The following is a 26,839-nucleotide window of genomic DNA, read 5'->3' as shown; positions in this document are numbered from 1 at the left end:
GGAGCTAAGAAAGGAAAGCCTCCCTCCGGCTGGAGGGAGGCGTTGCGGCAGGTCAGAACTTGCCGCGCAGGCCGACGCTGTAACGCGCGCCGTTCTCGTACACCCCGACCGGCAAGCCGTCCGTGGTGTTGGTGCGGATCAGCTCATTGTTCAGGTTCACGGCGCTGGCATAGATGCTGTACTGCGGCGTGATATCCCAGTTGGCGGTGGCGTCCCACTGGCCGTAGGCGCTGTTCACGTCCTGCCCGCCCTGGTTCAGGCCACCGTAGGATTTCGAGCGGTAGTTGTACGACAGGCGCGCGCTGTAGCCGCCCTTCTCGTAGAACACGCTGGCATTCAGCTGGTTCTTCGAGTTGCCCACCACGTTCAGGCGGCGGCCGCCGGCCAGCGTGCCGGCCTTGGCATCCGTGTAGGTGAAGTTGACCACCGTGCCAAAGCCGCTGCTGCCGAAGGCTTGCTGCCATTGCAGCTCGATGCCGTTCACCTTGGCGCCGTTGTCGGCATTGTGCGGACGGGTCACCGGGCGCTGCACGCCTGCCACATTCTCCATCGCCGTCGAGGTGTAGATGAAGGTGTCGAGCTTTTTCGCGAAAGCCGTCGCCGACAGCAGCGAGGCGTCGGCAAAGTACCATTCCGCGCCGATTTCAACCTGGTTGGCGTGGTAAGGATTGAGCAGCGGATTGCCGGCGCTGGCAGCATTGGTGGTGCCGCTCACCTCCGTGCTGGCACTCAGGTCGCTGAAGGTATTGCGCGCCATGACGCGCGCGGCAGCGGCACGCAGCAGCAGATCCTTGCGGAAGTCGTACACCACGTTTACGTTCGGCAGCACGTCGGAGTAGCTGCGCTTCACGCTGCCCAGCACGTAGTTGCCCTTGCCGTCCAGGTCCTGGTAGGCCTCGGAAGTCTGCTGCGTGCGCACCAGGCGCGCGCCGAAGTCGCCGCGCCACTGGCCGCTGGCGAAGTCGGCACGCACATAAGCGGCCGAGATCTTCTCTTTGATGCGGTAGTACTCGCCCTTGGCTTCCTTGTAGACCATGCCCTTGTCGTACATGGCGAAGCCTTTGCTCGACGCCAGCGCATCGTTGACCCACGCGAACTGGGTCAGCGAGCCGGCGGTGGCGGCTTCCTGGCTGATGTGGGGCGACGGGCCGGTGGACAGGTCGGCCAGGGTGTAGGAAATCCAGCCCGGGCTGCCCGGGCCCACGGTGCCGATGGTGCGGCGGTTCTGCACCTTGTTGTCGCGGAATTTCAGGCCGGTTTTAACCGACTTGATGAAGGAGTTGTCCAGGTCCAGCGTCAGGTCGGCCTGGGCGTACTTCTCCTTGCTCTCCATGCGGCGGATCCAGTCGCGCGCGCCTTGCAGGGTCAGTTTGCTGGCGTCCAGCGGGCTCATATCGAGGTACTTCACCTCGTAGGTATCCGGCGCGATATTGATGGTGGCGCGGGTATCCCCGGTGAACCAGAAGTTTCGGTCATGCTCGCTGCCGCCGGCGCCGGACGTGGTGCCGGCCTGCGCGTGCAGGCGCCAGTTGTCGCCGTCATAGCTGCCTTCCAGGTCCAGCACCTTGGACTTCACATAGGCTTCGCGGTAGATCGGCTCGAAGGAAACGCCGGTCACAGGCCCCACCGTGCCGCCCACCACCGACTTGCCGCCGTCCGAGTTGGAGATGAAGCGCGGGTTGTCGATGCGGATATTGTTCTTGGCATCGGCCAGGCCGCCGATCTGCCACAGGTAGTTCTGGTTGCTGTTGTCCATGCTCATATCGGAATTCATGTAATTCAGCGATATGTCGGATTGCGGGGTCGGGCGCAGCTGCAGCGTGACATTGCCGGTGGTGCGCTCGCGGTCCTGGCGGAAGATCGGCGTGCCGCCGCCCCAGGAGGCGTACACATTCGGCGTGACCACGCCGTTCTGGTCGACGATGTTGTACTTGGTGGCGTCGGTGAAGTTCTCCAGGCCGTCGCGGCGCATGGTGCGCTCCTGGCGGCTCAGGGCCACCAGCACGCCGAAGGTTTTCGCCTCGTTGATCCAGTTCGCCAGGCCGGAGAACTGCGGGTCGGTCTTCTTCGGCAGGTCGCTATAAGTCGCCTCCGCCGAAACCTGCGCGGTGAAGGGCTTTTTGAACTGCAGCGGCTTGCGGGTGCGCACGATCACCAGGCCGCCGATGCTGCCCTCGTCCAGGTCGGCCGAAGGGCTCTTGAAGACATCCAGGCTGCCCACCAATTCAGACGGCAGGATATCGTAGTTAAAGCCACGGCTCTGCGCATCGTTCTTCCACCAATAGGCGGAAGCCACCGACTGGCCGTTCAACTGCGTCATATTCAGGTTCTTGTCGGTGCCGCGCACGAAAATATCGCGGCCCTCGCCCCAGGTACGGTCCACCGAAATGCCCGGCACACGCTGCAAGGAATCAGCCACGTTCTTGTCCGGGAACTTGCCCAGGTCTTCCGCGCTGACAGAGTCCACCACGTTCAGCGAATCGCGCTTTTCAGCCAGGTTGCGCTTCAGCGTCTCGCGGATGCCGCGCACTTCCACCGTCTGCAGCGCATCATTGTCATCCGCCGCCTGACCATGCGGCAGTACCAGCGTGCCGAACATCAGCGCGATCAGCTGCGGTAGTCTCTTCATTCCAAGCCGTGCTCCACTCATTTCTTTTTCCTTATCTTTTTCAAAGCGATGCAAAAAAAATCCCCGGCGTACTCCCCATGCCGGGGCCAACACACTTTTAGGGGGAGTGTGATCTTTCCTGCTGCGGCAGATACCATTTCGAGAAACCGTTCTGGATGCGCGCCGCCGCCTCGCGCGCGCCCAGTTTGCCGTTCAGGACTTGCGCGTTCACCGACCACAGCTCGCTTTCCATATTCGGCAAGCCGCGGTTCATGATCAGCGCATTGAGGCGGAAGTTCGAATCGCAGCTGTTGCGCCAGGCGGCCATTTGCTTGGCCAGCGGATCGCGCACCGCGATCAGGTGGTTCGACAGGGTGAAAAAGCCGGTCACGCGGTTGGTGTACAGGTCGGCGAATTCCTGCGAGCCGAGCCAGGCCAGGAACTTGTAGGCGTCGGCTTTGTTGCGCGACTTTCGGTTGATGCCGATGCCAATGTCCATGTGGTCGGAAATCTGGCAGCGGTCGCCCGCATGCTGCAGCGGCGGCGCAAAGACGCCCAGCTCCAGCTCAGGGAACTGGTTGAAATACGAGATGTCCCAGGAACCAGCCGGGTAGATCGCGGTGCCGCCCTGCGCAAACTGCTGCTGCGCATCGCGGTAGGTCTGCTGCGGTGCCGCCTTGGGCAGGTAGGCCGCCAGCCGCGCCTGGAATTCAAAGGCCGCCACGAAGGGCGCATCGGTGAATTTGGCTTTGCCCGCGATCAGCGCGCGCCGTCCGTTTTCGCCGCCCCAGTAATTGGGACCGATATTGGTGAACACGGTCTGGTGCGACAGCCATTCGTCGGCCGTGCCCAGCGCCAGCGGCGCGTACTGGCTCTTGCGCACCGTATCGAGCGCGGCGAAGAACTCGGCCTCGGTCGCAGGCGGCTGCAGGTTCAGTTTGCGGAAGATCTTCTTGTTGTAGAGGAAGCCGTGGATCACCGAGGCCACCGGCATGCAGAAGATGTCCTTGCCGTCGTCGGTCTGCCAGGCCACCAGGGAGCCGGGCGCGAAGTTCTCCATGCCGGCTTTGCCGTTCAGTTTTTCCAGGTAGCCCCGGCGGTACAGCAGCAGCGAGGTATCAAAGGGGCGGCAGGCCAGCACGTCGCCGGCGGTGCCGCTGCCCAGGCGCGCGGCCAGGCTGGTGTCGTATTCCGTGGGCGCGGTGGGCGAAAACTTCACCGTGATGCCGGGGTGCTTGCGCTCGAACGCCGGCAGCAGCACGGTTTCCCACAGCGCCTTGTCGTCCACCCGCCAGCTTTCCAGCACCAGCGTGCCGGCACGCGCGATGCCGGCGCAGGACAGAGCCAGGAACAATGCGGCATGCAAGAAACGGCGGGTTGGCACGATGACGCCTCCACGGTGTGTTGTCGATCAGTAAATTGATGCTAGCACCGTGAAAATTGTGACGCCAGCGCGCGCCCTGCGGGACAGGGTGCAGCGCAAATCGTTGATTCTTATGAGGATTTTTTATGAAGGAGGGCGCCGCGCTTACAAAACTTTACAGAGCGGCGGCAAAGGCCCGGAATCGCGTTGCGCGCCGCGCAAGGCGCGCTTACAAAACATTACGAAACGCGCGCATTTATTACGCAGGAAGGCCCAGGCGCGCGCGTGCAGCGTTGTATTCTGACTTCAAACGCGCCACCATGTCGGCGGTGGTCGGCACGTCGTGCATCAAACCGACACCCTGACCCGCGCCCCAGATATCGCGCCAAGCCTTGGCCGTGCCGCTGTTGAAACTCATCTTCGACTTGTCCGATTCGGGCAAGTTATCCGGATCGAGGCCGGCGGAAACGATGGACTTCTTCAGGTAATTGCCATGCACGCCCGTGAACAGGTTGGTATAGACCACGTCGGCGGCCGAAGATTCCACGATGGCGTCGCGGTACTCGTCGGTGACATTGGATTCCTTCACCGCCAGGAAGCGCGAGCCGATGTAGGCAAAGTCCGCCCCCATGGCCTGCGCCGCCAGGACCGCATCGCCAGTGGCGATGGAGCCGGACAGCGCCACCGGGCCGTCGAAGAAGCGCCGCACCTCGCCCACCAGCGCGAATGGCGACAAGGTGCCGGCATGGCCGCCAGCGCCGCTGGCCACCAGGATCAGGCCATCGACGCCCGCCTCCAGCGCCTTCTGCGCATGGCGGATATTGACCACATCATGCAGTACGATGCCGCCGTAGCTGTGGATAGCATCCAACATTTCCACAGGCGGCGCGCGCAGCGAAGAAATGATGATCGGGACTTTGTGGCGCACGCACACGTCCACGTCATGCTCCAGCCGCTCATTCGAGTGGTGCACGATCTGGTTCACCGCGATCGGGCCAACGCGCGCACCGGGGTTGGCGGCCTGGTAGTCGGCCAGCTCGTTCTGCAAATCGGTCAGCCAGGTATCGAGCAGCTCCTTGGGCCGCGCATTCAGCGCCGGGAAGGAGCCGACAATGCCGGCTTTGCACTGCGCCGCCACCAGCGCGGGGCCGCTGGCGATGAACATGGGGGAAGCGATAACGGGGAGGGACAGGTTTTGCAATACGGCTGGCAGGGTCATGACACGGCCTTCGCATGAGGAGATGGTCAAACGATTATAGGCCAGCCCCGGCGCGCATATGCCGAGGCGGCGCTCTAAACCGGTTCAGGGCTTCCAGACCGCCGCCAGCGACTTGATCTTAGTCCAGACGGACAGGCGTTCGTCCGACAGCGCATCCAGGAAATCGGACAGGCGTTTGGACTTGGCCATGGTGTACACGGTGAGCGTCGTGGTCACGCCGAACACCACGATGAACAGCCACAGGCGGCGCGACATCGGCGCATCCGCCTCGCCCAGCAGGTTCATGCCGAGGAAGCCGGTGGTGATGGTGCCGATCATGCCGAAGATGGTGACCACGGTCAGCCGCACCACGGTATTGGCCTGGCGCCGCAGGCTGTCGGCCTCCAGGTAGCCGTTCATATCGGCCACGCGCGTCTTCACCTCGGCGTAAGCGCGTTCCAGGTCCAGGTGCTGGCCGCACATGCGGAACAGGGCGCGGATCTGCTGCTGGTCCGACACTTCGGTGAACCAATAGCGGTGGGTGAAGCGCAGGAAGGCTTCGAACGCATAGCGGATACGGCGCTTGAAGGCGCGCACGCTGTCCGCATCCGCCACCTGCAGCTGGGTCAAGGCCTCGGCCAGGCGGTCGGAAAACATCAGCAGCGAGGCTTTTTGCAGGTGCGCGATCATGAACAGCAGGAAGTGCTGGTGGCGGAACTGCGACAGCACGCCGCGCTCCTTGCAGCAGAAGAACTGCGAATCCGCATCGCCCACCACCACCAGCGCATAGCCGCTGCAGATATAGCGCGTATAAGGCGCCGCGCCGGCGTTGCACCAGAATCGGTCGTAGAAGAAGCGACGGTCGACGCCATCCGCCTGCATGCGCGCCGGCTCGCCCGCGCTGGCGGCGGAAGCTGCGGCCGGCGCCGCCAAGGTGCCGGCCATGGTGCCCAGCGCAGCAAAGTGCTGCGCTTGCAGCTCGCCCGGCCGCTCGACGGCCAGGTAAGCCATCATCGGCATGCGGTAGTACTCCACCTGGCGGTAGCGCAGGGCCGCCGCCGCCCCTGGCGCATCGGGCGCCATCGGCTCCAGCAGGTAGCGCCAATGGGAAGCGATACGCGGCGTCTGGTGGCGCACCACCTGGTCGATGAAAGCCTGGCGCTCCTGCGCGTCCGAGCGCGCCAGCGTGCGGCCTTCCACATCCAGCCACTCGACGCCGTGCATGCAATGCAGCGCGTTGCCCTCGTCATCCCAACCGGCGGGGTAGGCGCGGCCAAAGCGGTAGAGCAGATCCTGGGCCGCATCGAACGGCAGGTCGCCGGTCCCGACTTCCAGCACCAGCAGCACGATATCGACATCGAAGAAGAAATGCAGGCAGAGGTTATGCACCTCCAGCACGCAGGGCGGCGCGCCCGGCTGGGTGGTCACGCGCACCTGGGCGATATCCTTGCGGCGGAAAATGCGCCGCTGGCCGGCCCCGAACAGGAAGCGCTGCACGTAGGGCAGGAAGCTGACGAATTCCGTGTAATAGCGCTCCTGGAAAGCCGCACTGGCATCCTGCGCCGACGTCACCTCGCGCCAGGGCGAATCCGCCGCCAACAATTCCCAAGGCCGGGGATGGGCCCGCTCAGCCCCCTCCGGCGGCATCAGCCGCAACGGCCATAGCAGGACTTGCCGGACATGCTTCACATGCGGGGATTGGGCGCTCATGCCCGCAGTATAGCCGAGCTCAGAAACTCAGCCGTCGTTCAGCAGGATGTCGTTTTCGATGCGGGCGCTGCAGGCGCGGACCAGTTGCTTGACGGCCCAGGCGGCGAGCTCGGTGGCGCTCATGCCGAAGTGGCGCCGGCCCATTTCGACCATCAGGGGGATGGCTTCGAACAGGGGGCCGGTGGCGGCCAGGGGCATGCTCTGGCGTTCGAGCAGGAGGAATTTGAGCAGTACCTTGACCGCGTATTCGGCGTTGCGCTTGGGGTCGGCCGACAGGAAGTCGAGGCGGCGCCGGGCGCGCGCCAGGGCCGCTTCCACGTCGTCGAACACGGCGCCATGGCCGGGGATGACGACTTTTACGTCAAGGCTGGCGATCAGGTCGAGCGTAGCGCCGGCTTCCTCGAAGCCGCCGTCGTCTTCCAGCTCGGGGAAGATGACGCCGAAGCCGTTCTGCCACAGGGCGTCGGCGGAAATCAGCACCTTTTCGGACGGGCAGTAATAGATCACGGAGTGCGCGTGGTGGCCGGGCGCGCCCAGCGCCTGCCATTCCAGCTCGCCCAGCAGCAGCGTTTCACCCGGCGTGACCACGCCGTCCACGGTGAAGCGTTCACATTGCTGGCCGGTGGCCTTGAAGCTGAGCGCGTCCTCGTCCCAGCGCCGCACCTTGTCGGCTTCCGCTTCGGGGATGAAGGTGTCGCAGCCGAAATGCGCCTGCAGCGCGGCATTGCCGCCGCAGTGGTCGGAGTGCAGGTGCGTGTTGTACAGGCGGTCCAGGTGGCGCCCGCGCAGGGCGTGGCGCACCAGCTCCAGCGTCTGCTGCTTGTGCGTGACGTAGCCGCTGTCGATCATGGCCGCGTCGTGGCGGCCCAACAGCAGCACGTTATTGGATGAGAGCCAGCCGCGTTCGAAAACGTGGATGGAGGGGTGTAGCTTCATTGCGTCAGTCAAAGTCGATCAGTTGCTCGCGGCGGCGCAGCTCGGCCCACACGGCGCGTTTGTAAGCGTCGTCGGCGCGCGACCAGGCGACGATTTCGTCGATGGTGCGCATGCAGCCTTCGCAAAAGCCGGTGTCGCGGTTCATTTTGCACAGGCTTACACAGGGGGATGGCACGGGCGTCGCCAGTTCCGGCGCGCCTGGCGGCAGTTCAGTACTCATGGCCGCCATTCTACCGCAGTGCGGCAAAAGCCCGCTGAATGGCAAATTCGGCAACCTTGTTATACTGACGGGGCAGCGCCACAACAAGAAGGCGAGGAGACACCCGACCAACCAGCCGCCGAGGTGCTTTATGAAGCTCGATCGCCATTGGTTTTCCCGCGCCCTGGGCTTGCTGGCGCGCCAGCGCTTGCGCCGGCCCGGCGCCGGCCTGCCGCAATTCAGCAGTGGTGTCTTTCATTGCGGCGCCGGCAGCCGCGCCTATAAGCTGTACGTTCCTTCCGGCTATGCGGGCCAGCCCATGCCCTTGCTGGTCATGCTGCACGGCTGCACCCAGGACCCCGACGATTTCGCCGCCGGCACGCAAATGAATGCGGTGGCGGAGGAGCGCGGCTGCCTGGTGCTCTATCCGGCCCAGTCGCCCGAGGCCAACCCATCCCGCTGTTGGAACTGGTTCAGCGCCCTGGACCAGGAGCGCGGCCAGGGCGAGCCAGCCATCATCGCCGCCATGACGCGCGACATCATGGCCCATTTCCCGGTGCGGCAAAGCCAGGTCTATATCGCGGGACTGTCGGCCGGCGGCGCCATGGCGGTCATCGCGGGCACACTGTATCCCGACCTGTTTGCGGCGGTCGGCGTGCACTCCGGCCTGCCTTTCGCGGCGGCGCGCGACCTGCCCTCGGCCCTGTATGCCATGCGCCTGGGCGCGGCCCGCGCGCGGGCGGCGCAAACGGCGGGCCAGCCGATCATCGTGTTCCATGGCGATAGGGACAACACCGTGCACCCGGCCAATGGCGAGGAAATCCTGGCGCAGGGCCTGCGCAGCCATCCGCAGGGGGAGCGCGCCAATCCAGCCACCCTGGCGGGGCGGGTGCCGGACGGCCATGCCTTCACCTTGAAGGCGCATTGGCTGGACGACGGCTCGCCGTTGGGCGAGCACTGGGTGATCCATGGCGCCGGCCATGCCTGGTCCGGCGGCAGCGCGGCAGGCAGCTATACCGACCCGCGCGGGCCGGACGCCAGCCGCGAAATGATGCGTTTCTTCAGCGCGGCGCGCAGTGTTTAAGGGGTGTTCAGGGCGGCGATATGGCCGCGCAGGCAGTCCGGGCACCAGCAGCCGACGGCGTCCTGGCCCGGCACCGGCACGGCCGGCGGCAGGAAGGTGCACCAGCACGGTGTTTCGCCAGGGGCACCGGTCGGTTCCTGGCCCGGTGCCGCATCGGCCATGGCGCAGTGGAATTGCGCGCCGCAACGCTCACAGGTGCTCATATCATCATTGCAATCATGCGTAAGGATCAAGTCCAGCCTAACGGATCAAACAGGAAATTACAACTCGATTGGCCCTATAATGCGCACCATCGACCTTAAACTAAATTTTTGTGGGACCCCGCCATGACCAACCTGCCAGCTTCCGACCCGGATATGTCCACTGACCTGAGCGGCGTTACGCCCCAAGTCAAAGCACAGATCCTGGCCGAGGCGCTGCCGTACATCCGTAATTACCACGGCAAAACCATTGTCATCAAATATGGCGGCAACGCCATGACCGAAGAGCGCCTGAAGCACGGCTTCGCGCGCGACCTGATCCTGTTGAAACTGGTGGGCATGAACCCGGTCGTGGTGCACGGCGGCGGTCCGCAGATTGACAACGCGCTCAAGAAAATCGGCAAGCAGGGTACCTTCGTGCAGGGCATGCGCATCACCGACGAAGAAACCATGGAAGTGGTGGAGTGGGTGCTGGGCGGCGAAGTGCAGCAGGATATCGTGATGCTGATTAACCATTACGGCGGCCAGGCCGTGGGCCTGACCGGCAAGGACGGTGGCCTGATCCGCGCCCGTAAGATGGCCATGCCGGACAAGGAAAAACCAGGCGAGTTCCTGGACATCGGCTTTGTCGGCGAGATCGAGGCGATCAATCCGGCGGTGGTGAAGGCGCTGCAGGACGACGCCTTTATCCCGATCATTTCGCCGATCGGCTTCGGCAAAGATGGCCAGGCGTACAACATCAACGCCGACGTCGTGGCGGGCAAGATCGCGGAAATCCTGAAAGCTGAGAAGCTGATCATGATGACCAATATCGCCGGCGTGCAGGACAAGAACGGCAAGCTGGTGACCGACCTGTCGGCGCGCGAAATCGACGAAATGTTCGCAGACGGTACGATTTCCGGCGGTATGCTGCCAAAAATCTCGTCCGCGCTGGACGCCGCCAAGTCGGGCGTGAACACCGTTCACATCATCGATGGCCGTATCGAACACAGTTTGCTGCTGGAAGTCTTGACGGAACAGGCTTTTGGCACTATGATCCGGTCTCACTGATTTTTTGGCGGTGTTTAAACGCCGCCAAGAATATGTAGATGCCCTTGTAGCTCAGTGGTAGAGCACTCCCTTGGTAAGGGAGAGGCCACGTGTTCAATCCACGTCAAGGGCACCATTCTCCTTAGTAGATTCGCTCTACTTTCACGCCACGCTGGCGCAGCAGTTCCGCAACATTCCCCGATCCGACCAAATGCAGTGTGCCGATAGCGGCAAAGCTGTGCTGTTCCTGTTTCATCATTGCCACGATGCCGTCGGCCAGCACGGGATTGCGCTCGTTCAGCAGCACGCGCTGCATGAATTTGCCGGAAAAGGTCTGGTCGCCTTCCACTTCGCGCGCCAGCGCGTCGAACCTGGCAGCATCGGCCGACGCCCAGGCATCCAGCAGGTCGCGCGGCTGCACGCCCTGTTTCGGGTTTTCCAGCGTGTCCAGGCTGTCTTCCAGGAAGCGCGCCTGCTCCTGCGCCGTCAGGCGGCCGAAGAGCGCGGCCTGGCCGCCGATCGATTCCAGTTCCACCACGCGCTTTTTCTGGCCGTGCGCCAGGCGCGCCAGCTGCAGGTCGACGCCCTGCTCCGGGCCGTAGCCCAGGCTGCGGTATTCGCCGATGGTCAGCATCATCACCACCAGCCAGGGTTTCATCGGCGCGACCGCCTCCGGCGTCAGCCCGTGTTTTTTCAGCATGCGTTCCAGGCGCGGACGGTATTCGGCGCGGATATCGCCCATGGCGCTGCCGCTGCCCGGCGCATACAGGCCGAACTCGCGCATGACGCCCATGGAGCGGGCCGGGTCGGCCGTGGGGTCGATCTCCAGCGCCACCGCCGTGGCGCGCTCCAGGGCCTGCGTCACGCGCGGTTCAAGCGGATAGAAGTCCTTCTTGCCGACGTGGATGGTGCCGAACAGCCAGGACGTGTTGCCCGCGTATTCCAGCTTGTACAGGGCGCCGCGCGCCGGCGCCGCCGCTTCCGCCGCGCTGGCGCCAGTGCCTATTCCAAGCAGCAGGCAAAACATCACTATAATCATGCGTCGCATAGTTCCTCCTCGTTGAACGTGAATATTAAACCTTTGGCACCGGTCTGGCTGTTCGACCTGGATAACACCCTGCACAATGCATCGCATGCCATCTTCCCCGCCATGGTGGAGAAGATGAACGCGTACATGGCGCGCGTGCTGGCCAACGGTGAGGCCCCGGCCAGCCCGGAGCAAATCAGTGCCGCGCGCGAGCTGTATTGGCGGCGCTACGGCGCCACCCTGCTTGGACTGGTGCGCCACCATGGCGTGGATGCGGCCCACTTCCTGCGCGAGACGCACGAGCTGCCGGGACTGGAAGCCATGATTCGCCACGAGCGCGGCCTGGGCCAGCTGTTGCGCCGCCTGCCCGGCCGCAAGATCCTGCTGACCAACGCGCCGCGCGACTACGCGCGCAAAGTGGTGGGGCATATGGGAATTGGCCGCGCCTTCAGCGACCAGATCACGATTGAATCCATGGTTGTGCACCGCCAGCTGCGCCCCAAGCCTTCGCGCCTGATGCTGCGGCGGCTGATGCGGCGGGAGCGGCTCGACCCGCGCCGGTGTATCCTTGTCGAAGACACGCTGGATAACCTGCGTTCGGCGCATGCGCTGGGCATGTGCACCGTGTGGGTGACGCAGTACTTGCTCAAGCCGGGGAAAAGACCGGCCTGGCTCGATGTCAAAGTAAAATCTGTCAAACATCTGTCAAAACATAAAAACTATGGCAAGTACACCGCCCGGACAGCGTAAGCTGCAAATTCTCCAGGCACTGGCAGAAATGCTGGAGCATCCAAAAGGGGAAAAGATCACCACGGCTGCGTTGGCGCGCAAGCTGGATGTATCCGAGGCGGCGCTGTACCGCCATTTCGCCAGCAAGGCCCAGATGTTCGAGGGCCTGATCGAATTTATCGAATCCACCGTCTTCGGCCTGATCAACCAGATCGCCGACAAACAGGCGGACGGCATGGCCCAGGCGCGCGATATCCTGGGCATGCTGCTGCATTTCGCCAGCAGCAACCCGGGCATGACGCGGGTGCTGATCGGCGATGCGCTGGTCAACGAGGACGAGCGCCTGCAGCAGCGCATGAACCAGTTCTACGACCGCGTGGAGCTGGCACTGAAACAGGCGCTGCGTGCCGCAGCGGCCGAAGGCCAGGCCCATGAGGCAGACGTGGCGGCCCGCGCGGGCCTGCTGGTCAGCTTCGTGCTGGGGCGCTGGCACCGATACGCCAAGAGCGGCTTCAAAGCGAATCCCTCGCAAGACGCCGCCGTACAGATTGCATTGCTGCTGAATTGAACTGCTTGACCTTTGCTTTGCTGGACGACGCGAGCGTCGATCCAGCCACCGGCGCTGGCCGCCCTTCCCGCCTCTACACCGGCCACCAGGCCACCCTCGCCTGCCGCGATTTCGCGGGCTGGCCCGGCGTGCTGGCCGATATGCAGGCAGCGCTGGCGCGCGGCCTGCACGCGGTGCCGGTCCTCAGCTATGAGCTGGGCCACCATATCGTCGGCGTGCCGCCGCGCGCGCCCGACGCCGGCGCCCCGCCGCTGGCGCAGGTGCTGCTGTTCGGGCGCTGCGACGAGCTGACGCAGGCCGAGGTGGCCGACTGGCTGGCCGCGCGCGCCGCCGACGCCACGCCCGGCAATGACGCTGCCGCAAGCCTGGCCGGCGTCGCCAACATACGCGCCAACGTCAGCGAAGCGCAGTTCGTGGACGCGATCCAGCGCATCCGCGCCTACATCGCCGCCGGCGATACCTACCAGGTCAACTACACCTACCGCCTGCATTTCGACGCTTTCGGCTCGCTGTTCGCGCTTTACCAGCGCCTGCGCGCGCGCCAGCCGGTGCCGTACGGCGCCCTGATCGGCTTTGCGGACGGGCGCGGCGTGCTGTCGCTGTCGCCCGAGCTGTTCGTGCGCAAGGAAGGCGAACTGCTCACCGCGCGCCCGATGAAAGGCACCGCGTCCGCAGCCGCCGACGACGGCGAGAACGCCCGCCGCGCCGCCGCCCTGGCCGCAGATCCGAAAAACCGCGCCGAGAACCTGATGATCGTCGACCTGCTGCGCAACGACATCGGCCGCATCGCCGCCACCGGCAGCGTCGAAGTGCCCAAGCTGTTCGAAGTCACGCGCTTCAGCAGCGTGCTGCAGATGACCTCCACGGTGCAGGCGCGCTTGCGCCCGGACGCCACGTTGCGCGAGATCTTCGACGCGCTCTACCCCTGCGGTTCGATCACCGGCGCCCCGAAAAAGCGCACCATGGAAATCATCGCCGAGCTGGAGCCGGAAGCACGCGGCATCTACACCGGCGCCATCGGCTGGTTCGCGCCGGATGGCGATTTCTGCCTGAACGTGCCGATCCGCACCCTCACCCTGCAAGCGCCGCATAACGGCGTGCGCCAGGGTGTGATGGGGGTAGGCGCAGGTATCGTCCACGACAGCGAAGCGCACGACGAATTCGCCGAATGCCAGCTCAAAGCGCGCTTCCTCACCGGCCTGTCGAACGATTTCGAACTGTTCGAAACCATGCATGCCACGCGCGAAAGCGGCCCGCGCCACCTTGAACGCCATTTGCAGCGCCTGGCCGCCTCGGCGCGCTATTTCGGTTTCGCCTGGAACGAGGCGGCGGCCCGCGCCTATCTCACGCTGGCTTGCCAGGCCCTCCCGCCCGGCCAGCCGCACCGCCTGCGCCTGGCCATGAACAGCGCCGGCGCCTTTGCCGTGCAAAGCGGCGTGCTGGCACCGCTGCAGGAGCCGGTGCGTGTGCTGCTGGCCGAAGATGCCACCGACAGCCGCGACCTGTTCCTGCGCCATAAATCCACCCTGCGCGAACGCTACGACGCGGCATGGAAGGCGGCCGACGCCCAGGGCGCCTTCGACCAGTTGTTCTTCAACGAGCGCGGGGAATTGACGGAGGGTGGGCGCAGCAATGTCTTCATCCGCCGCGATGGGGTGTGGATAACCCCGCCTTTATCCAGCGGCATGCTGCCGGGCGTGATGCGCGCGGTGATCCTGGATGCGTGGGGCGCGCAAGAGCGCCCCATTACGCGCGAGATGCTGCTCGCCGCGCAAGAAATCGTGGTGTGCAATTCCCTGCGCGGCGCAATGCGTGCCAGCTTACATATCGATTAGCATTTCAAAGCCGCCGAAGACCAGCCGCTTGCCGTCAAACGGCATGCTGGCCGGGTCCATCATCTCTTTCAGGCGCGGGTCGGCCATGACCGCCTCGTTGACACGGTCGCGTTCCGCGCGCGACTCGTAAACGATCCAGGAAAACACCACCACCTCCCCCTCCTCCAGCTTGACCGCCTGGGGGAAGGAAGTGTGGACACCGACTTTCACATCGTCAGCCACGGTCTCGCGGTATTGCAAGGCGCCGTGTTCGCGCCAGACCTTGCCGCACTTGCGCGACATGTCCAGGTAAGCTTCCATCTTGTCCTTGGGAACGGGTACCAAAAAGCCGTCTACGTATGCCATGGTTGTCTCCTTTTTTAACGGAGCTACAGCTTACCAAGGAAGGCCCGACGATAGGCGCCCGGTGTGGTGGCGGCAATGCGGCGGAAGTGATGGCGCAGCGACTCCTCGGAGCCGAAGCCCGCGCGCTCAGCCACCTGCGCCAGCGCGATATCCGGCGCCTCGAGCAAATCCTTGGCCAGCGCCACCCGCTCGTGTGCCAGCCATTCGATGGCGCCCATGCCGGTCGCCGCCTGGAACTGGCGCTGCAAGGTGCGCGCGCTCATGGCCGCGCGCGCCGCCATGCTGGCCACCGTGTGCTGCTCAGCGGGGTGGCTGCGCAGCCAGTCCATCAAACGCGACAGCCTGCCTTGCTCATCATGCGCCATGGGACGCGGCAGGAACTGCGCCTGGCCGCCCTCGCGGTGCGGCGCCACCACCAGCCGCTGCGCCACCATATTGCCGACCCGCGCGCCGTAATCGCGCCGCACCAGGTGCAGCAGCATGTCCAGCCCCGCCGCCGAACCGGCCGAAGTGATGACCTGCCCGGCATCGACATACAAGTCATCCGAATGCACCTGCACGCGCGGATAGCGGCGCTGCAGGCGCTCGACATAGCGCCAGTGGGTGGTGGCGCGCTGCCCATCGAGCACGCCGGCGGCGGCCAGCACGAACACGCCGGAGCAGATCGAGCACAGGCGGGCGCCGCGCGCATGGGCGGCGCGGATTTGCGCCAGCAATGCCGGCGGCGGCTCCTCGTCGGCATCGCGCCAGCCGGGGATGATGAGGGTGTCGGCGCGCTCCAGCAGCGCGGGTTCATACGGCGCCTGCACGGTGATGCCGCCCGCCGCCCGTATCGGCCCCGGCTCCACGGCGCACACGGCAAAGTCGTACCACGCTACGCCCAGCTCCGGACGGTCGAGCGCAAACAGCTCGACGGTGCAGCCGAATTCAAAGGTGCACAGGCCATCGTAGGCCAGCGCCACTACCAGGTGTTTATACGCGGTCATGGCGCGATCTTACCGCAATATGGCTTTTGCGCCACTGCCGCGCCGCCGCGCGCCGCCCGACAATGGCTGTACTTTCAACCGCTACAGGAGAACCCGCATGCCATCCATCGTCACCGAAGCCGCCGCCGCGCCAAGCAGCGAGGCGCTGGCGCACTTTGAACATTCACTGCGGTTTGAAACGGATTGCTGGGATGTCCACAGCGTGATGGGCACGCCGCAACAGGACTTCGTGCTGCTCGACGTGCGGGGCACGGAGAAATACGCGGCCGGCCACGTGCCGGGCGCGGTCGACCTGGCGCAGCGCAAAATCATCGGCTCCAGGCTGGCGCAATACCCGGAAGGGACGCTGTTCGTGACTTACTGCGCTGGCCCGCACTGCAACGGCGCCGCGCGCGCGGCCATCCGCCTGGCGCAACTGGGCCGGCCGGTGAAGATCATGACGGGCGGGATTACCGGCTGGCTGGACGAGGGCTTTGCCCTCGCCACCAGCTAATCAGCCCGCGAGAGCCTTCTCGATCGCCTCGGTCAATGCCTTGTCTTCCGGCTTGACCTTGCTCGGGTAACTCTCGATCACATTGCCTTTGCGATCGATCAGGTATTTGTGGAAGTTCCAGGCCGGGGTCTTGCCGGTAGCCTTGATCAATTGCGCGTAGAACGGATTCGGCGTGCTGCCCGACACCGGCGACTTGGCGAACATCGGGAACTTCACGCCGTAGGTGTTGTAGCACAGGTCGGCAATCTCCTTGCTGCTGCCCGGCTCCTGCTTGCCGAAATCATTCGACGGGAAACCCAGCACAACCAGCCCTTTTCCGGAGTATTTCGCATACACTGCTTCCAGTCCTTTGTACTGCGGGGTGTAGCCGCAATAGCTGGCGGTGTTCACCACCAGGATCACTTTGCCGGCGTACTGGCACAGGTCCTGCGGCGCGTCATCCTGCAGGCGGTTGAAGGACTGTTTCAGGATAGCGGGGCAGCTCGCGGCTGGCGCAGCAGCGGCGGCAGCGGTTGCAGGTTGCGCGGCAGGCGCCTGGGCAAAGGCGGCGGCGGCGCTCAGGCTCAGCGCGGACAGCGCGGCAAATTTGGTGAGGATAGATGGCATGGGTAGTCTCTTCCGTTTGATTCGAATTTCCGATTGTAAGACAAATAGTGCGCGCATGTTGGCGTTGGCTGGCGCGCTGGCGACGGCAGCGACGGCAGCGGCAGCGGCGCCAGCCCCGCTGCCAGCCATGAAAGCGCAGCAGGTATCGATTTCCGGCCTGTCTTCCGGCGGCTACATGGCTGTGCAATACCAGGTCGCCTATTCCGCCAGCGTAGTGGGGGCCGGCATCATTGCCGGCGGCACCTACTACTGCGCGCGCGGCAGCATGCTGACCGCCGTGGGCGGCTGCAAAGGCAGCGACACCGCCGAACTGGCGGCCCTGACCCGCAAGCGCGCCGAAGCCGGCCAGATCGACCCGGTGGCCAAACTGGCCGCGCATCGCGTCTGGCTGTTCTCCGGCACGCTCGACCCGCTGGTGCCGCCCGCCACGGTGGCCGACCTGGCGCGCTACTACGCCGCCTTCGTCCCGGCCGCGCAGCTCCAGTTCAAGAACGACCTGGCCGCTGGCCACGCCATGCCGACCGACTCCTACGGTAACAAGTGCGACGCGCTGGCGCCGCCCTTCATCAGCAATTGCGGCTACGATGCCGCCGGCCAGCTGCTGCAATGGATCTACGGCCCGCTGCAGGCGCGCCATGCCAATGCCGCCGCTGCCGGCAAGCTGCTCGAGTTCGACCAATCGGAATTCCTGGCCGCCCCCACCACGCACGGCATGGCCGATACCGGCTACGTCTATATACCGCCCGGCTGCGAGGCGGGCGGCGCCGGCTGCAAGCTGCATATCGCCCTGCACGGCTGCGTGCAGGACATCGGCACGCTGAAGGACACCTACGCCCGCAACGCCGGCTACAACGCCTGGGCCGACAGCAACCGCATCGTGGTGCTCTATCCCCAAGCCGCCGCCATTACGCCCATGCCGAACCCAAAAGCGTGCTGGGATTGGTGGGGCTACGACGACCCCGACTACTCATTGAAAAACGGTCGCCAGCTGCGCGCCATCAAGCGAATGGCGGACCGCCTGACCAGCGGAAGCTAAGCACCGCCGCCGTTAGCTCCACCAGAACCCGCCGCCAGGCGGGTTTTTATTTTTCGGTGACAAATGTAAGGGTTTGTAATGACCGTCAACACATTGCTGAGTGAGCCCGTTTTCAGCTCAGTGACACAGGAAACAGTGCGCTACAGAAGATCAACTAACAGTAAGGATTGAAAAATGAAAAAAGTCATCGCTACCCTGATCGCCGGTCTGTTCGCAAGCGCCGCATTCGCACAACAAGCTCCTGCACCAGCTGCTCCGGCCACGCCGGCAGCGCCAGCGTCCAAGGAAGTAAAGGCTGAAGTCAAGCAAGAAGTGAAGCAGGAAGTAAAGCAAGAAGCCCAGAAGCCTGCCGCCGAAAAGAAGTAATCAGCTAAACGATTTATACCAATAAAGGACGCACCATGAAAAAGATTACCGCCACCCTGATCGCCGGCTTGTTCGCCACCGCAGCCTTCGCCAACAGCCCGGCGCCCGCGCCAGCCGCTGCGCCAGCTACCCCGGCCCCGGCTGCAAGCACCCAGGCGCCGCAAAAGGCGCCTCAGGAAGTGAAAGCTGAAGCCAAACAAGAAGTGAAGCAGGAAGCTAAACAAACCACCGCAGCAAGCAAGTAATTCTCTTAACTGTACAAGGACACTAGACCATGAAAAAGACCATCGCTACCCTGATCGCCGGCCTGTTCGCAACCGCAGCCTTCGCAACCACCCCGGCGCCAGCCGCATCGCCGGCAGTTGCCGCAGCTCCTGCCGCCGCAGCGGCAGCTGCCAGCAGCAGCGCCAAGGCTGAAGCCAAGCCGGAAGTGAAAGCCGAAGCGAAAGTAGAGAAGAAAGCCGAGACCAAGGTCGAGAAAAAGACCACCCACAAGGCCGCGCACAAGAAGTCCGAAAAGCCGGCTGAGACCAAGTCCGAAGTGAAGGCGAGCCCGGCCCCGACCACGGCCGCGGCGCCTGCACCGGCCGCAGCGACCGCCACCGCGCCAGCAGCAGCCAAGTAATCCTTGCTAACCGCGCAGCGCCCGCTGCGCTGCGCGGTAACCCCACCACGACGCTTCCTCGAACACCGAGAAGCCGCTCAAATCCGAGTGCGCAAACAGCACCGGCCCATCCATCTCCCGCAACGCAAGCAAGCCCGCATCGCTGCGGAAACCTGGCACCGGCACCGCCATGGCGTGCCCGCGCAACGTGATATCCACCCGCTCCACGCAACTCTCGAATTGCAGCCCGTATGCCGCGCGCAAGTCCGCGCTCGCCAGCGCCAGCAACTCTTCGCCGCTGGCCGCCGTCATCCACTTGCGCGCCTCGCGCGGATCGCGGCCGGACAGCGCCACGTAACTGGTGAAGACCGTCTTTTCCGGCGGCGCCACGCGGATATCCTGGTGCGTCGATACCACGTAGCCCAGGCCCGGCGTGCCATGCACCACGTTATCCCACGACAGCGGCGCGTGCGGCAGCTCGCGTGGAAAGCGCTTCATCACGAAGTTCGACACCATCCACGGCGCATGGATTTGCTTGTGGACATCCGGCATGTTTTCCACAACCCTGGCGGCAACATGCAACGGCATCGCGCAGATCACGCGCCGCGCGCGGATCGTGAAAGTGCGCGCCACGCCGCGTTCCAGCGCAAAGCACAGCACTTCAACGCCCTGCCCAGCGTCGACGCGCACCCGCACCGCGCTGCCGGCCAGCCGCTTCGGCCGCGCCAGGCGCTCCATGCCGCTGGCCAGCGCCTGCAATCCCTCCGGCCAGGTCAGCCAGGCGCCCTGTTCCGCATTCTCCGCCTCGCCACCGCGCCCGCAGAAGTAGTGCAAGCCCGCCCACGCCGACACCTCGCCGGTTCCCGCGCCATAATCGTCGCGGCAGCAGTAATCCAGGTACCACAGCAAGGAAGGCGAACGGTAGCCGTTCTGCGCCACCCAGGCCGCAAAGCTCATCGCATCCAGCCGCCGCGCTTCCGCATCCATTGACGAACGCTCGCTGGGAAACGTGAACCTGCGCCGCCCATCCGCGCCGACAGCGCTGCGCAGCGCATCGATCTGCGCAAAGAAGCGTTTCTGCTCCGCCAGCTCCGCCGCCGGCACGCCCTCATGCGGCAGCACGCCGTCCTGCCAGACGCCGTTGAACAGCAAGCGGTCCTCCGGCCCATGCAGCACAAAGCGCTCATCGTAATAGGGCTTGCGCGTATCCGCCCCGCGCACGATCACGCCCAGGTCCGACAGCAGCTCCCGCACATGGAAACAATCCTGCGTCGGCAAGGGCAAATAGTGCGCGCCGGTCGGGTAAGCCAGGTCGCCGAAGCGCCCGCCCGCCGCATTGCCATACGGGGCCGGCCCATCCAGCATCAGGAAATCGCCGTGCCCCGCCTTGCGCAGTTGCCAGGCAGCCGTCAGCGCCGCGACACCGGAACCCAGGATCAGCACATCGGTCGATAAAGCCTGCGAAGGGGCCGGCAGCGGCTTGCGGTCGCGCAGGAAATGCCCCTCCTCGCGCCCCGGCGCGTGCACCACCGGGGTGATTTCACGCCACTGCAGATAGCCCGCCACGCTGGCGGCGGCTGTCAGCCCGCTGGCCCCGGCCCAGGCCAGGAAAGAACGACGCAGCATCAGCGGATCACCCTGCGCCAGTCCTGCTCGAACTCATTCACCAGCGACTGGGTATTCAGGCGGTTCGGCGCCATCTGCAGGCGCTGCATATCCGGCGGGAAGCTGAACATCTCGCGCGTGGTGTCCGCATTCAAGAAGCGCATCGGCAACCGGTACGATGTGGGCGCCTTGTAATCCATTTGCGGCGAGGCCAGGATAAAGCCCCACTCGCCGAAGGACGGCACATACACGTGGTAAGGCCAGGTGCGCATGCCCACTTCACGCAGGGTCGCATCCACCGTCCAGTAGGCGTGCGGCGCGAAAAACGGCGAGGTCGATTGCACCACCACCAGCCCGTTGGCGGCCACGTGCTTTTTCAGCACCCCGTAGAAGGGCACCGAATACAGCTTGCCCAGCGCGAAGCTGGACGGATCGGGGAAGTCGACAATCGCCGCATCGAACATCTCCTGGTTATGCTGCAGCCACACCGCCGCATCCGCATTCACCACCCGCACCCGTTTGTCGCGGAAGGCGCCCTTGTTCAGCGCCACCAATTCCTCGCGCTGGGTAAACGCCGCCGTCATCGCCGGGTCCAGGTCCACCACGGTCACGTGCTCCACCTGTGGATAACGCAGGACTTCACGCAGCGCCAGGCCATCGCCGCCGCCCAGCACCAGCACCCGCTTGGCCCACGGCAGCGCCTCCATCATCGGGTGCACCAGCGCCTCGTGGTAGCGGTACTCGTCGCGCGAGGAGAACTGCAGGTTGCCGTTGATGTACAGGCGCAGGTCGTCCTTCCAGCGGGTGATGACCAGGCGCTGGTAAGGCGTGCTGGTGGAATACACGATCTCATCGCCGAACAAGCCATGCTCGCCCCAGCCGGTCAGGCGGTCGGCGCCGATAAAACCGATCACCAGCGCCAGCATCACCGCGCTGGCACGCAGCAAACGCCCGGCCACGTTCGCCAGCTCTGTGCGGAACACGTAAATTGTCCACAGGGCCACGCCGATATTCAGCATGCCGAACAGGAAACCGGTGCGCACCAGCCCAAGCTGCGGCGCCAGCACCAGCGGGAACAGCACCGATACCGCCAGCGCGCCCAGGTAATCAAAGGTCAGCACCTTGCTGACAATCTCGCTGAACTCCGTCTGGCGCGCGTTCAGCGCCCGCATCACCAGCGGAATTTCCATGCCCACCATGGCGCCTACCAGGAACACGGTGGTGTACAACATGGTACGGAACGGCGCGGCCGCCCAAGCATAAGTCATGAACAGCACCGCCGCCGACAGGCCGCCGATCAGGCCCACCGCCAGCTCGATGTCGACGAAGCGCGCCAGCACGTCCTCATCCTTCACATACTTGGAGAAATGCGCGCCCACCCCCATCGCGAACAGATAGCAGCCGATGATGGTGGAGAACTGAAGCACCGAATCGCCCAGCAAATAACTCGAAAGTGCGCCCGCGATCAATTCGTAGGCAAGCCCGCACGAAGCGACGACGAATACTGAAACTATGAGAATCTTTTTGGTCATTTCGGTGCTTTTGTTTTAATATGTTTCTTTTGGAACAAGCTTGTAACTTTAACCGGGGATCGACGTGAACGCCATCCTAAATTATCTGGTCCACCTGGGACTCGCCGCATTGCTGCTGGTGATTTTCTTCAAGGCCTACACCTGGCTCACGCCATACGACGAAGTAAAACTGATCCGCCAGGGCAACCACGCCGCAGCGTTTTCGCTGGGCGGCGCCATGCTGGGCTTCTCGCTGACGATCGGCTCCAGCATCCTGCACACCAACACGGTGCAGCAGTTTGTCGGCTGGGCGTTCGGCGCGATGATCGTGCAGGCCCTGGGCTATGCTGTCACCACGCGCTGCCTGAAAATGGCGCAAGACCAGATCGAAGCCGACAACAGCGCCTTCGGCGGCCTGCTCGGCACTATTTCGCTTTCCATCGGCGGCATCAACGCCGCCTGCATTTCCTGAACCTGAAAGAGGTCACATCATGGGTATCGGCAGCTTTATCAAGAAGCAGTTTATCGACGTACTGCAGTGGAACGAAGAAACGGAAGGCGTGCTGTCCTGGCGCTACCCGATGCAGGATTTCGAGATCCAGAACGGCGGCGTGCTGGTGGTGCGCGAATCGCAGATCGCGGTGTTCGTCAACGAAGGCCAGATCGCCGACGTGTTCGGTCCCGGCACGCACAAGCTGACCACGCAGACCCTGCCCGTGCTGACCAACCTGAAGAACTGGGACAAACTGTTCGATGCCCCGTTCAAGTCGGATGTGTATTTCTTCAGCACCCGCGTGCAGACCGGCCGCAAGTGGGGCACCCCGCAGCCGATCACGATCCGCGACAAGGACTTCGACATGATCCGCGTGCGTGCCTTCGGCATGTACTCCTACCGTGTGACCGACCCGCGCAAATTCTTCACCGAATTGAGCGGCACCCGCGAAGCCTATACCCGCGACGACGTGGAAGACCAGCTGCGCGGCATCCTGCTGGCCTCCATGGCCAGCTCGCTGGGCGCGTCGCAAGTCGCCTTCCTCGACATGGCGGCCAACCAGGCCCTGATGGCGCAGGAGGTCAAAGGCGGCCTGGCCGACGCGTTCGCGCGCTACGGCATCGGCCTGGATGAATTCAATGTGGCCAGCGTCAGCCTGCCGGAAGAACTGCAAGCCGCGCTGGACGAGCGTATCTCGGCCGGCATGAAGGGCAGCCTGGGCGCCGACAAGATGGCCGGCTACACCAAATACCAGGTGGCGCAAGCGATCCCGCTGGCGGCCGGCAACGAAGGCGGCCTGGCCGGCATTGGCGCCGGTTTGGGCGCCGGCCTGAGCGTAGGCCAGGTGATGGGCCAAGCTATGGGCCAGGCCCTGCAACCGGGCGCCGCCCCTGCCGCCGCGCCAGCCGCCGCACCGGCCGCACCGGCACAGGAATCGATCGAAGACCGCTTGGGCAAGCTGAAAGGCCTGCTCGACAAAGGTTTGATCTCGGCAGCCGATTACGACGCCACCAAGGCCGAACTGCTGAAAAAACTGATCGGATAAGCCAGGCCGCATGCATACAGTTTCCTGCCCTAGCTGCGGCGCAGAGGTCAACTTCCGCTCGCACGCCTCCGTCATGGCGGTGTGCGAGTACTGCAACACGCGCGTCCTGAAGGAAGCCGGCGCCGTCAAAGACCTGGGCAAGATCTCCTCCGTGCTGGAGGACTATTCCCCGATCCAGATCGGCACCAGCGGCGTGCTGGGCGGCCGCAACTTCAATGTGGTGGGCCGCATCCAGCTGCGCTATGACGCCGGCATGTGGAACGAGTGGTTCATTGTCTTTGACGACGCCACCAGCGGCTGGCTGGGCGACGCCTCCGGCCAGTACACCATCACCATGCTGCGCGACCCGGTCAAACAGTTGCCGGCGTTTGAAGAACTACGCGCCGGCCAGCGCTACACCCTGGTGGGCGCCCCGACCATGGTGGCCGACGTCCGCACCGCCGAGTGCATCGGCGGCCAGGGCGAGCTGCCATTCAAAGTTGGCGACGGCTGGCAGGCGAAGGTGGCCGACTTCCGCCACGGCGGCAATTTCTTCACCGTCGACTACTCCGACGAGGGCCCGCCCCTGTTGTACACCGGCGTCAGCGTCACGCTCGCCAGCATGCAATGCCAGCTGCTGCGCGATGACGAAGAAATCCGGCGCACCACCGGCCGCTATCGCGGCAAGCTCGATGCGCTGGACTGCCCGAATTGCGGCACCCAGATCAAATACCTGCCCGGCCTGACGGCCAGCCTGGTGTGCCAGTCCTGCCAGACCCAGGTCGATGCCTCCAGCCCCAAGGCGGAAGTCATCGCCAAGGGCGAGCGGCACGAGAAGGAGCGCTTCACCCTGCCCCTGGGCGCCAAGGGCAAGCTCGGCAACCAGGACTTCACCGTCATCGGCGTCATGCGCCGCGCCGACGACGAAGGCACCGGCTGGACCGAATACCTGCTGTACGGCAGCCGCCAGGGCTTTACCTGGCTGGTGGAAACCGCCGACGGCTGGTCGCGCGCCAACGTCCTGGACCAGTGGCCGACTGCGCTTGGCCTGGGCGCGCCCGTGGTCACCCTGGACAAGGCCGACTACAACAAGCTATACGATTACAACTCCGTGGTGACCTACGCCGCCGGCGCCTTCAACTGGCGGGTGCAGGTCGGTGACCACACCCACGTGTACGAATACAAGCGCCAGCAAGTGGTACTGGCGGCGGAAGCGACCGCCAGCGAAGTGGGCTGGTCGCGCTCCACGCCGGTCGCCTGGGACCAGTTGAAAGCCTGGTTTGGCGACGCGCTCAAAGGCGAGGCGCCGGGTGCGCGCGGCGCCGTTGCGCAGGATTTCACCAAGGACCGGTACAAGCGCTCGGCCAAGAACTGGATCATGGGCATGGTGGCGCTGAACGCGATTCCATTGCTGTTCAACTTCGGCAGCTCCCTGGGCTACACACTGTTCGCAGCGGCGGCCCTCTACCTGCCCGCCATGCTGCTCGATGCCATCGACGATCAACAGAAAAAATGAATAAATTCTTCGGCTACGCATTGTTCGTCAGCGCCATCAGCGTGATCAGCAGCTGGACCAGCTGGGCTACCGGTCCGTCCAGCAGCAGCGGCTACCACGGCAGCAGCTGGTCCTCCAGCTCCGGCAGCTGGGGTGGTGGCGGCGGGGGACACAAGTGAGCATTCACCAACCTAACGGTACCCACCTGCTGGCGGACATGGCCGGCATTGCGCCGGGCTTGCTGGCGGATTGCACAAAAATTGAGCAACTGCTGCGCGACGCCGCCACGGCGGCCGGCGCCCAAGTGCTGCACAGCCACTTCCACAGCTTCGGCCCCGGCCTGGGTGTGACCGGCGTGGTGCTGCTGGCCGAATCGCACATCTCCATCCACACCTGGCCGGAAAACGGCTTCGCCGCCGCCGATATCTTCATGTGCGGCGCCTCCCAGCCGCATGTGGCGCTGGAAGTGATCGAAGAAGCCCTGCAGCCGGAGTACTCGGAAGTGCGCACGGTGGACCGCGAGCCGCCGCATTGACTTGTCAGCCCGTCAATGCGACACTGGCCCTTCTTCAACAACCTTCAGGAGTATTGCCATGCGTAAATTGGATATTGCCCTCCTGTCGGCTGCCTGACCTCCAGCGTCCCCGCTCGATCCTGAACTGAGCTTGTGCGCCTGAGCAGGCGCCGACCTTTCCAAACCTGTTTCGCTTGCCGCGCCGTGCGCGGCTGGCTGTGTTCATCCTTGGAAAAAGCTCATCATGATCGACTTCGACTACGAAGCACTGCGCCGTCTCGGCCTGAACAACACCATTATTTCGCGCCTGGCCGGCATTAGCGCCAGCCTCCCCGGCAGCCGTCTTTGCCGTATTACCGAATATCAGCGCGACCGCCTTACCTTGCACGATGGCGCTGCTGAATTCAGCGCGCGTGCTCTGCCCCGACTATTAGCCGGCAGCCCGCTGTGCGTCGGCGATTGGGTTATTGCGGAAAGCAACGCGTTAAATGAGGTGTGGATAAGCGAGCGCTTATCCCCAATGAATCAATTGGCACGCGCCGATGCGCCGCCTATTGCCAGCAATATCGATACCGCTTTACTGGTCATGGGGCTGGACGGCGATTTCAATTTGCGCCGGCTGGAGCGTTATCTGGCATTAAGCGCCAGTGCGGAAATAGCGCCATTAATAATCCTTAGCAAGCCGGATATTTCAGACGATGCGGACGAGAAAATCGCTGCCCTTATCGCGCGCATTCCACCCGGAACAGATTTTATGAAAATAAACGGCACCGATCCGGATTCGGTTGCGCAATTAAATGGCTGGCTTGGCGCCGGGCAAACCATTTGCCTGCTCGGTTCCTCTGGCGCCGGTAAATCGACATTAACCAACGCATTAACCGGCGCGCTACAGGAAACTGGCGGCGTACGCCACGGAGATAATCGCGGCCGGCATACCACCACCGCACGTTCCATGCATTTCTGCCCGTCTGGCGCGTGCATTATCGATACGCCGGGATTAAGGAGCCTGAGCCCGGATTCATTATCGTCCGCTTTCGACGATATTGAATCCCTGGCGCTTCAGTGCCAATTCCGCGATTGCCGGCATGATGGCGAGCCGGGGTGCGCCGTGGCGGGCCATATCGACCCCGACCGCCTGCGCAATTACCACAAACTGCAACGCGAGGTGCGCCGCAACCAGCAAACCGCACTGGACCGGATTGCAGAGCGTAACAAGTGGAAATCCCTGATGAAATCAGCTGCCGTGCGCAGCCGTATGAAGCGCGGTTAAGTTAC

General features: G+C 64.1%; 29 protein-coding genes and 1 tRNA gene. 17 read left to right on the top strand and 13 right to left on the bottom strand.

Translation table 11 applies throughout. The features are described 5' to 3' along the window. Positions 1 to 52: 52 nt before the first annotated feature. The 6 genes from GTP41_RS03940 to GTP41_RS03915 all read right to left on the bottom strand — a co-directional run bounded on the left by GTP41_RS03940 (position 53) and on the right by GTP41_RS03915 (position 8,035). Positions 53 to 2,629 carry a TonB-dependent receptor gene (locus GTP41_RS03940; protein ID WP_229502725.1) on the bottom strand — a complete coding sequence of 859 codons (2,577 nt, stop codon included), beginning with the start codon at positions 2,627 to 2,629 and terminating at the stop codon, positions 53 to 55. Positions 2,630 to 2,726: 97 nt separating this feature from the next. Continuing rightward, positions 2,727 to 3,992, bottom strand: coding sequence for an ABC transporter substrate-binding protein (locus tag GTP41_RS03935; RefSeq protein ID WP_161024254.1), 1,266 nt, complete (start codon positions 3,990 to 3,992; stop codon positions 2,727 to 2,729). 238 nt (positions 3,993 to 4,230) lie between these two features. After that, a complete protein-coding gene (locus GTP41_RS03930; protein ID WP_161024253.1) occupies positions 4,231 to 5,190 on the bottom strand; it encodes an NAD(P)H-dependent flavin oxidoreductase in 960 nt (319 codons plus the stop codon). A gap of 84 nt (positions 5,191 to 5,274) precedes the next feature. Next, positions 5,275 to 6,879 (bottom strand): magnesium transporter CorA family protein, encoded by a 1,605-nt coding sequence (locus GTP41_RS03925; RefSeq protein WP_161024252.1) that lies wholly within the window; start codon positions 6,877 to 6,879, stop codon positions 5,275 to 5,277. Positions 6,880 to 6,906: 27 nt separating this feature from the next. Beyond that, positions 6,907 to 7,815, bottom strand: coding sequence for an MBL fold metallo-hydrolase (locus tag GTP41_RS03920; protein WP_161024251.1), 909 nt, complete (start codon positions 7,813 to 7,815; stop codon positions 6,907 to 6,909). 4 nt (positions 7,816 to 7,819) lie between these two features. Beyond that, the gene (locus tag GTP41_RS03915; RefSeq protein ID WP_342115794.1) at positions 7,820 to 8,035 is read right to left on the bottom strand and encodes a DUF1289 domain-containing protein; all 216 of its coding nucleotides are present in this window, start codon (positions 8,033 to 8,035) and stop codon (positions 7,820 to 7,822) included. 130 nt (positions 8,036 to 8,165) lie between these two features. Here GTP41_RS03915 and GTP41_RS03910 point away from each other — a divergent pair, with 130 nt between their 5' ends. Then, positions 8,166 to 9,098: an extracellular catalytic domain type 1 short-chain-length polyhydroxyalkanoate depolymerase gene (locus tag GTP41_RS03910; protein WP_229502724.1), complete on the top strand. Its 933-nt coding sequence runs from the start codon at positions 8,166 to 8,168 to the stop codon at positions 9,096 to 9,098. Here the strand turns inward: GTP41_RS03910 and GTP41_RS03905 are convergent. After that, positions 9,095 to 9,301, bottom strand: a complete 207-nt coding sequence (locus GTP41_RS03905; RefSeq protein ID WP_161024248.1) for a hypothetical protein — start codon at positions 9,299 to 9,301, stop codon at positions 9,095 to 9,097. The two genes, GTP41_RS03910 and GTP41_RS03905, sit on opposite strands and share 4 nt — an antisense overlap. A gap of 153 nt (positions 9,302 to 9,454) precedes the next feature. Here GTP41_RS03905 and argB point away from each other — a divergent pair, with 153 nt between their 5' ends. Together argB and GTP41_RS03895 are read left to right on the top strand one after the other, a co-directional pair. After that, positions 9,455 to 10,348, top strand: a complete 894-nt coding sequence (argB, locus tag GTP41_RS03900) for an acetylglutamate kinase (RefSeq protein ID WP_161024360.1) — start codon at positions 9,455 to 9,457, stop codon at positions 10,346 to 10,348. Between the two features lie 40 nt (positions 10,349 to 10,388). Then, positions 10,389 to 10,463, top strand: a tRNA-Thr gene (locus tag GTP41_RS03895). Between the two features lie 6 nt (positions 10,464 to 10,469). On the opposite strand, the gene GTP41_RS27040 is transcribed toward GTP41_RS03895, so the two are convergent. Next, positions 10,470 to 11,375 carry a TraB/GumN family protein gene (locus GTP41_RS27040; RefSeq protein ID WP_202419600.1) on the bottom strand — a complete coding sequence of 302 codons (906 nt, stop codon included), beginning with the start codon at positions 11,373 to 11,375 and terminating at the stop codon, positions 10,470 to 10,472. 18 nt (positions 11,376 to 11,393) lie between these two features. Here GTP41_RS27040 and GTP41_RS27035 point away from each other — a divergent pair, with 18 nt between their 5' ends. The 3 genes from GTP41_RS27035 to pabB are packed head-to-tail and all read left to right on the top strand — an operon-like array spanning position 11,394 to position 14,486. Continuing rightward, positions 11,394 to 12,104, top strand: coding sequence for a pyrimidine 5'-nucleotidase (locus GTP41_RS27035; RefSeq protein WP_371867266.1), 711 nt, complete (start codon positions 11,394 to 11,396; stop codon positions 12,102 to 12,104). Beyond that, a complete protein-coding gene (slmA, locus tag GTP41_RS03885; RefSeq protein ID WP_161024246.1) occupies positions 12,076 to 12,651 on the top strand; it encodes a nucleoid occlusion factor SlmA in 576 nt (191 codons plus the stop codon). Before GTP41_RS27035 ends, slmA begins: the two co-directional genes overlap by 29 nt. Further along, positions 12,648 to 14,486, top strand: coding sequence for an aminodeoxychorismate synthase component I (gene pabB, locus GTP41_RS03880; RefSeq protein WP_161024245.1), 1,839 nt, complete (start codon positions 12,648 to 12,650; stop codon positions 14,484 to 14,486). Before slmA ends, pabB begins: the two co-directional genes overlap by 4 nt. Here pabB and GTP41_RS03875 read toward each other — a convergent pair. Both GTP41_RS03875 and ftrA read right to left on the bottom strand, forming a co-directional pair. Beyond that, entirely contained in the window at positions 14,472 to 14,831 is a 360-nt protein-coding gene (locus GTP41_RS03875; RefSeq protein WP_161024244.1) for a DUF1428 domain-containing protein, read from the bottom strand. The two genes, pabB and GTP41_RS03875, sit on opposite strands and share 15 nt — an antisense overlap. 23 nt (positions 14,832 to 14,854) lie before the next feature. After that, positions 14,855 to 15,817 carry a transcriptional regulator FtrA gene (gene ftrA / locus GTP41_RS03870; RefSeq protein WP_161024243.1) on the bottom strand — a complete coding sequence of 321 codons (963 nt, stop codon included), beginning with the start codon at positions 15,815 to 15,817 and terminating at the stop codon, positions 14,855 to 14,857. Positions 15,818 to 15,914: 97 nt separating this feature from the next. Here ftrA and GTP41_RS03865 point away from each other — a divergent pair, with 97 nt between their 5' ends. Beyond that, a complete protein-coding gene (locus tag GTP41_RS03865; RefSeq protein WP_161024242.1) occupies positions 15,915 to 16,310 on the top strand; it encodes a rhodanese-like domain-containing protein in 396 nt (131 codons plus the stop codon). Here the strand turns inward: GTP41_RS03865 and GTP41_RS03860 are convergent, their stop codons facing one another. Further along, on the bottom strand, positions 16,311 to 16,916 hold the full coding sequence (locus tag GTP41_RS03860) for a glutathione peroxidase (RefSeq protein WP_161024241.1): 606 nt from the start codon (positions 16,914 to 16,916) through the stop codon (positions 16,311 to 16,313). It lies immediately after the preceding gene. A gap of 55 nt (positions 16,917 to 16,971) precedes the next feature. On the opposite strand from GTP41_RS03860, the gene GTP41_RS03855 reads away from it, so the two are divergent. The 4 genes from GTP41_RS03855 to GTP41_RS03840 all read left to right on the top strand — a co-directional run bounded on the left by GTP41_RS03855 (position 16,972) and on the right by GTP41_RS03840 (position 18,943). Continuing rightward, a complete protein-coding gene (locus tag GTP41_RS03855; protein ID WP_161024240.1) occupies positions 16,972 to 17,952 on the top strand; it encodes an extracellular catalytic domain type 2 short-chain-length polyhydroxyalkanoate depolymerase in 981 nt (326 codons plus the stop codon). 174 nt (positions 17,953 to 18,126) lie between these two features. Further along, complete coding sequence (locus GTP41_RS03850) at positions 18,127 to 18,318, top strand: hypothetical protein (protein ID WP_161024239.1); 192 nt, start codon at positions 18,127 to 18,129, stop codon at positions 18,316 to 18,318. 35 nt (positions 18,319 to 18,353) lie between these two features. Continuing rightward, positions 18,354 to 18,563, top strand: a complete 210-nt coding sequence (locus tag GTP41_RS03845) for a hypothetical protein (protein ID WP_161024238.1) — start codon at positions 18,354 to 18,356, stop codon at positions 18,561 to 18,563. Between the two features lie 29 nt (positions 18,564 to 18,592). Next, complete coding sequence (locus GTP41_RS03840; RefSeq protein WP_161024237.1) at positions 18,593 to 18,943, top strand: hypothetical protein; 351 nt, start codon at positions 18,593 to 18,595, stop codon at positions 18,941 to 18,943. A 6-nt stretch (positions 18,944 to 18,949) separates the two neighbouring features. Here GTP41_RS03840 and GTP41_RS03835 read toward each other — a convergent pair whose 3' ends face one another. Next, positions 18,950 to 20,548, bottom strand: coding sequence for a flavin monoamine oxidase family protein (locus GTP41_RS03835; protein WP_161024236.1), 1,599 nt, complete (start codon positions 20,546 to 20,548; stop codon positions 18,950 to 18,952). Further along, on the bottom strand, positions 20,548 to 22,059 hold the full coding sequence (locus GTP41_RS03830; protein WP_161024235.1) for a polyamine aminopropyltransferase: 1,512 nt from the start codon (positions 22,057 to 22,059) through the stop codon (positions 20,548 to 20,550). The genes GTP41_RS03835 and GTP41_RS03830 overlap by 1 nt, the downstream gene beginning before the upstream one ends. 64 nt (positions 22,060 to 22,123) lie before the next feature. Here GTP41_RS03830 and GTP41_RS03825 point away from each other — a divergent pair, with 64 nt between their 5' ends. The 6 genes from GTP41_RS03825 (at position 22,124) to rsgA (ending at position 26,834) form a co-directional block, all read left to right on the top strand. Beyond that, positions 22,124 to 22,510: a DUF350 domain-containing protein gene (locus tag GTP41_RS03825; RefSeq protein WP_161024234.1), complete on the top strand. Its 387-nt coding sequence runs from the start codon at positions 22,124 to 22,126 to the stop codon at positions 22,508 to 22,510. A 19-nt stretch (positions 22,511 to 22,529) separates the two neighbouring features. Beyond that, positions 22,530 to 23,576, top strand: coding sequence for an SPFH domain-containing protein (locus GTP41_RS03820; RefSeq protein WP_161024233.1), 1,047 nt, complete (start codon positions 22,530 to 22,532; stop codon positions 23,574 to 23,576). Between the two features lie 10 nt (positions 23,577 to 23,586). Continuing rightward, positions 23,587 to 25,071: a DUF4178 domain-containing protein gene (locus GTP41_RS03815; RefSeq protein ID WP_161024232.1), complete on the top strand. Its 1,485-nt coding sequence runs from the start codon at positions 23,587 to 23,589 to the stop codon at positions 25,069 to 25,071. Further along, positions 25,068 to 25,229 (top strand): hypothetical protein, encoded by a 162-nt coding sequence (locus GTP41_RS27030; RefSeq protein ID WP_202419597.1) that lies wholly within the window; start codon positions 25,068 to 25,070, stop codon positions 25,227 to 25,229. The genes GTP41_RS03815 and GTP41_RS27030 overlap by 4 nt, the downstream gene beginning before the upstream one ends. Beyond that, entirely contained in the window at positions 25,226 to 25,585 is a 360-nt protein-coding gene (gene speD / locus GTP41_RS03810) for an adenosylmethionine decarboxylase (protein WP_371867265.1), read from the top strand. Before GTP41_RS27030 ends, speD begins: the two co-directional genes overlap by 4 nt. 223 nt (positions 25,586 to 25,808) lie before the next feature. Further along, complete coding sequence (rsgA, locus tag GTP41_RS03805; protein ID WP_161024231.1) at positions 25,809 to 26,834, top strand: ribosome small subunit-dependent GTPase A; 1,026 nt, start codon at positions 25,809 to 25,811, stop codon at positions 26,832 to 26,834. The last annotated feature ends 5 nt before the right edge of the window (positions 26,835 to 26,839 follow it).

The organism is Pseudoduganella guangdongensis (genome assembly GCF_009857475.1).
GTDB classification, from domain to species: domain Bacteria; phylum Pseudomonadota; class Gammaproteobacteria; order Burkholderiales; family Burkholderiaceae_D; genus Rugamonas; species Rugamonas guangdongensis.
The sequence above is the reverse complement of the archived record's forward strand: the minus strand, read 5'-3'. Positions and strand labels throughout refer to the sequence as shown.

What these genes read in the sequence shown, in the direction of transcription:
- GTP41_RS27040 (WP_202419600.1), bottom strand. Translation starts at nt 11,375, where the DNA reads ATGCGACGCATGATTATAGTGATGTTTTGCCTGCTGCTTGGAATAGGC.
- ftrA (WP_161024243.1), bottom strand. Translation starts at nt 15,817, where the DNA reads ATGACCGCGTATAAACACCTGGTAGTGGCGCTGGCCTACGATGGCCTG.
- GTP41_RS03920 (WP_161024251.1), bottom strand. Translation starts at nt 7,815, where the DNA reads ATGAAGCTACACCCCTCCATCCACGTTTTCGAACGCGGCTGGCTCTCA.
- GTP41_RS03840 (WP_161024237.1), top strand. Translation starts at nt 18,593, where the DNA reads ATGAAAAAGACCATCGCTACCCTGATCGCCGGCCTGTTCGCAACCGCA.
- rsgA (WP_161024231.1), top strand. Translation starts at nt 25,809, where the DNA reads ATGATCGACTTCGACTACGAAGCACTGCGCCGTCTCGGCCTGAACAAC.
- GTP41_RS03865 (WP_161024242.1), top strand. Translation starts at nt 15,915, where the DNA reads ATGCCATCCATCGTCACCGAAGCCGCCGCCGCGCCAAGCAGCGAGGCG.
- GTP41_RS03875 (WP_161024244.1), bottom strand. Translation starts at nt 14,831, where the DNA reads ATGGCATACGTAGACGGCTTTTTGGTACCCGTTCCCAAGGACAAGATG.
- GTP41_RS03930 (WP_161024253.1), bottom strand. Translation starts at nt 5,190, where the DNA reads ATGACCCTGCCAGCCGTATTGCAAAACCTGTCCCTCCCCGTTATCGCT.
- GTP41_RS03860 (WP_161024241.1), bottom strand. Translation starts at nt 16,916, where the DNA reads ATGCCATCTATCCTCACCAAATTTGCCGCGCTGTCCGCGCTGAGCCTG.
- GTP41_RS03940 (WP_229502725.1), bottom strand. Translation starts at nt 2,629, where the DNA reads ATGAAGAGACTACCGCAGCTGATCGCGCTGATGTTCGGCACGCTGGTA.
- slmA (WP_161024246.1), top strand. Translation starts at nt 12,076, where the DNA reads ATGGCAAGTACACCGCCCGGACAGCGTAAGCTGCAAATTCTCCAGGCA.
- GTP41_RS03820 (WP_161024233.1), top strand. Translation starts at nt 22,530, where the DNA reads ATGGGTATCGGCAGCTTTATCAAGAAGCAGTTTATCGACGTACTGCAG.
- GTP41_RS03925 (WP_161024252.1), bottom strand. Translation starts at nt 6,879, where the DNA reads ATGAGCGCCCAATCCCCGCATGTGAAGCATGTCCGGCAAGTCCTGCTA.
- GTP41_RS03835 (WP_161024236.1), bottom strand. Translation starts at nt 20,548, where the DNA reads ATGCTGCGTCGTTCTTTCCTGGCCTGGGCCGGGGCCAGCGGGCTGACA.
- GTP41_RS03845 (WP_161024238.1), top strand. Translation starts at nt 18,354, where the DNA reads ATGAAAAAGATTACCGCCACCCTGATCGCCGGCTTGTTCGCCACCGCA.
- GTP41_RS27030 (WP_202419597.1), top strand. Translation starts at nt 25,068, where the DNA reads ATGAATAAATTCTTCGGCTACGCATTGTTCGTCAGCGCCATCAGCGTG.
- GTP41_RS03910 (WP_229502724.1), top strand. Translation starts at nt 8,166, where the DNA reads ATGAAGCTCGATCGCCATTGGTTTTCCCGCGCCCTGGGCTTGCTGGCG.
- GTP41_RS03850 (WP_161024239.1), top strand. Translation starts at nt 18,127, where the DNA reads ATGAAAAAAGTCATCGCTACCCTGATCGCCGGTCTGTTCGCAAGCGCC.
- GTP41_RS03905 (WP_161024248.1), bottom strand. Translation starts at nt 9,301, where the DNA reads ATGAGCACCTGTGAGCGTTGCGGCGCGCAATTCCACTGCGCCATGGCC.
- GTP41_RS03915 (WP_342115794.1), bottom strand. Translation starts at nt 8,035, where the DNA reads ATGAGTACTGAACTGCCGCCAGGCGCGCCGGAACTGGCGACGCCCGTG.
- GTP41_RS03830 (WP_161024235.1), bottom strand. Translation starts at nt 22,059, where the DNA reads ATGACCAAAAAGATTCTCATAGTTTCAGTATTCGTCGTCGCTTCGTGC.
- argB (WP_161024360.1), top strand. Translation starts at nt 9,455, where the DNA reads ATGTCCACTGACCTGAGCGGCGTTACGCCCCAAGTCAAAGCACAGATC.
- GTP41_RS03855 (WP_161024240.1), top strand. Translation starts at nt 16,972, where the DNA reads ATGTTGGCGTTGGCTGGCGCGCTGGCGACGGCAGCGACGGCAGCGGCA.
- GTP41_RS03815 (WP_161024232.1), top strand. Translation starts at nt 23,587, where the DNA reads ATGCATACAGTTTCCTGCCCTAGCTGCGGCGCAGAGGTCAACTTCCGC.